This is a genomic window from Paenibacillus sp. 3LSP, from assembly GCF_032465655.1.
Lineage (GTDB): Bacteria > Bacillota > Bacilli > Paenibacillales > Paenibacillaceae > Fontibacillus > Fontibacillus barengoltzii.
In genome coordinates this window covers 1-3,431 of sequence record NZ_JAWDJI010000092.1, presented here as the reverse complement: position 1 = coordinate 3,431, position 3,431 = coordinate 1, and the positions used below count along the sequence as shown (strand labels likewise).

The 3,431-nt window shown below is 52.2% G+C and carries 3 protein-coding genes; all 3 read right to left on the bottom strand.

All coding sequences use genetic code 11. The features are described from left to right. Positions 1-565 precede the first annotated feature (565 nt). Positions 566-1,273: a DNA alkylation repair protein gene (locus RW092_RS07275; RefSeq protein WP_028540270.1), complete on the bottom strand. Its 708-nt coding sequence runs from the start codon at positions 1,271-1,273 to the stop codon at positions 566-568. Between the two features lie 309 nt (positions 1,274-1,582). Continuing rightward, entirely contained in the window at positions 1,583-2,428 is an 846-nt protein-coding gene (locus tag RW092_RS07270; RefSeq protein ID WP_316009896.1) for an SUMF1/EgtB/PvdO family nonheme iron enzyme, read from the bottom strand. Positions 2,429-2,533: 105 nt separating this feature from the next. Continuing rightward, positions 2,534-3,166 (bottom strand): glycoside hydrolase family 11 protein, encoded by a 633-nt coding sequence (locus tag RW092_RS07265; RefSeq protein ID WP_316009895.1) that lies wholly within the window; start codon positions 3,164-3,166, stop codon positions 2,534-2,536. Positions 3,167-3,431: the final 265 nt, after the last annotated feature.

Sequence of the window (3,431 nt, the reverse complement as noted above, 5' to 3'; positions counted from 1 at the left end):
CAACCAAGATTAACAATTAATTGAATACCATGTCACTTTAGATGCAAGGCTAGTGGGTTCCACGCGCATCTAGCCCGATTCTGTATGATTTTTCGAGTACATTTCTCCGAAATCGCTGGGTTTCGGCGCATTGTACTCGAATTTTCATATAGAATCCCCCCTACATTGTGCAAGCACGGTCAAGCCCTGGGGCAAAAGGGCGGATCATCTCGCTAAAGGAGGAGATCTCCGCTAGCAAGAGGATCGTCCCTCTAGAAGGGATTCCGCTCTTCAAGAGGCCCCCCTCTGAGAGAGGATCCATCGTCTAAGAAAGGAGCGCCCCTTTGGAAGAGGATCCATCCTCTACGAGGAGAGCGCTCTTCTAAGAGAGGATAGCTCCTCTAAGAAGGAACCTCTCTTCTCCTCTAAGAGAGAATCACTCCTCTATGAGAGAATCACTCCTATAAGAGAAGAGCCCACCTCTATGAGCGAACCCCTTCCCTAAGAGGAGATCCCCCCTTTCCAAGAGCAGATCGCCCTCAAAAAAAGGCAACCCTCCCGCGCCCTCGGGTCTCCCCCTCTCCCATCAGCACCGCACATACTTGCGCTTAAAGCCCAGCTGACCGCGGTCCAACGATTTTTGGATGTTTTCCGAAGCGTTCAGGATGGCGCTCTTCTTCTTGTCTCGCTTCATCTCGACCGGGCCAATCGCTTGGGCGGTCTCCACCGCTTGTTTGTGCAGCGGCACATAGGAAACCGCGACGGTGTACACAAAGTTATTCATCGCGGACTTCGTACGCTCAGGTGCATCGTGGATCGAGTTCTTCACCGTCTCCAGCATGCCGGCGAGCTTGCTTTCGTCAAACTCGCTGTCCGGCCGGCTCCCCAATAGCCAGCAGTAACAGCTCCAGCCCGCCGACATCTTCAGCTCGTCCCCGCTGGCGATCCACTTGTCCGCCACTTCCTGAGCGATATCCGCCTCCGCCAAGGTGACGGCAACCACGAAGTCCGACAGCATATAGAAATACGCCTTCTCGATCCAGCGCTCAAAATCCGCATGCGTCATCGCCTTCGGATCCGCAATCATCCCCGCAAAATACATCGCATCGTAATTTCCTGTCGCGTACAGCTCCTCGGCCAAAGAATGATTGATCTTGATCTGCCGGAACAATGGCTTCATTTCTCCTGTCGCAACGCCAAACAGCGGCTCTTGTGCCCCGTTGGACATATACATTTTCTTCAGGCGCTCCTTACCGAGTGCCTCAAGCTCCTGCATCACCGTTTCAACCTTCATAAATGGAGCCAGCTCCCTTCCTCCCGTATGGGCTCTTTCTTTCTCCTTAGCTTACTACGTGAAAAGGGCTGGATTCAATTCCAAAATCTAGCCAAGCTCCCTCCAAACTTCCTCTCCAGACTAGCCAAGCTGCCCAACACTAACGAGCCTAACGAGTCAAACTCTCCAACTCCCCCGACTATCAAACCATCCTAACGCAAGCTAACTCACTCAACAGACCCCAACTTGCCTAACTCAGCCTAATTCACCCTACCAATCTACCAATCTACCTAACTACTCAAACTCCTCAAACACCCCAAACTTCCCAAACTACTTATTGCGCGCCAACCGGAACCCTTGATCCGGACCGAAGCCGCTGGCTTCAAACTTGCCGCGAAACGCCACCTCGCTGCTGCTGACATCCCCGATCCAGCCGCCGCCTTTCACCACGCGAAACGAGCCGCGGTCGTAGTTCTGGTTCACTTCGTCCCCGTACCAATCCCAGCACCATTCCCTCACATTGCCGGACATATCGTACAACCCCAGTTCATTCGGCTTCTTGCCGCCAACCGGCTGGGTGCGGCTTTGATTACTTTCAATCATCGGCCAGTTCCAATCCCCACTGAGATACTCCTCGCCGGCATTTCGCCAATACCAGGCCACATCATCCAGGCGCGAGCTTCCGCTGTATTTATAGCTCTGGCTCAGCTGCCCGCCCCCAGCTGCATACTCCCACTCGGCTTCCGTGGGCAGCCGGTATCCGTTCGCATCCGGATTGACGGTGACCGTCCATTTCACAGGATCGTATTCGCTTTGATTGTGGGGGTCTACGGTTTGCTTATCTATATTGTAAAAAGGTTTCAAGCCCTCTTTTATGCTCCGCTGATTGCAATACTCGACCACGTCGTACCAGCTCACCATCTCCACCGGCAAATCGTCGCCTTGGAACTGAGACGGATTGCCACCCATCACTTCGACCCATTCTCGCTGGGTTACTTCATATTTTCCGATATAAAAATCAGCTAACACCACATCCGAGCCATAAAAATTAGACCGGGTGTTCTTCACACTCCCGCCTTGAACGAGCACGAACGAGTCTTTCTGCCGTTCCGGCCTTCCCATTTCCGCCTGCGAGCAGGCGGAGACTAGCATCATGATGGCGATGGATATAATCATGCAGATGTATCGCTTCCTCAAGGTCAGCTCCCCTTTGATTGAAGATCCGTGAAGGCCGCCGGCGGCAAACCGAGCGGCCTTGAAACTAACTTTAGCGATAAACCATTACCACACCGTGACGTTAGATCTTCCGCTGCTCTGATAACCTTCTGTCGCCAACACCTGATAAGACCAGCTGCTGCCCAGGTGCATGCCCACGTTTCTCCAAGCATTTACGTGATTGCTGAAGGTGATGGACACGTTGCTGCCGGTAGGTCGTTTCGATTGCCGCACGCTCCAGAACTGTTGGAACGTCTGCGTGCCATCGATGGAAGGCGCATTATAACGCATGGTCGTATAAATATCGTAAGTGCCTCCGTCGCTGTACACCGAACCTTTGTAAGTGCCGGTAGGCCGGTACGTCCCCCAGCTGTCCACAACGTAATACTCGATCAACGCGTTTCTCGTCCATCCGTAAAGAGTTAAATACCCGTTCCCCCAAGGTTCCCAGATGCCGGCATTGTAGTTGATCACCCGGTTAGGCGAGCCGACGGTCCAGCCTTTGCCAACGACGAAGTTTCCGGTATTTTGCCAGGTCACGCTGTAGTTGCCCCCGGACCCGTTTACCGCATTCACCGTTCCGCCGCCATCCGTCCAATATTGCCAATAATCCGTTGCTGCACTTGAGGTTGCCCCAAATAAACCGAAACTCATCGAAGCCGTCAGGAGTAAAGTAAGCATCTTCTTTTTTAAGTTCATCAAACATTCCTCCTCAGAAATAAATTTGACTACCTAAAAGATTCTTGCTCCCTGCTTCTTACCTTGGTCAAGCTTCGTGTTCTGGGACATCACCTACCTCGGAACCTCATGTAGGCACATTTTTTACTATCACCCCCTTTGCTTGAAAATTATAGTAGGTAAGCGCATTCATTTCACTTCGCGAATTAAAGGTTTTATCTTGTTTTTTTCAATCGGGTAGGAGGCTACCCATTAATTGGGCAGCCGACCTCCCACACCACCGTAC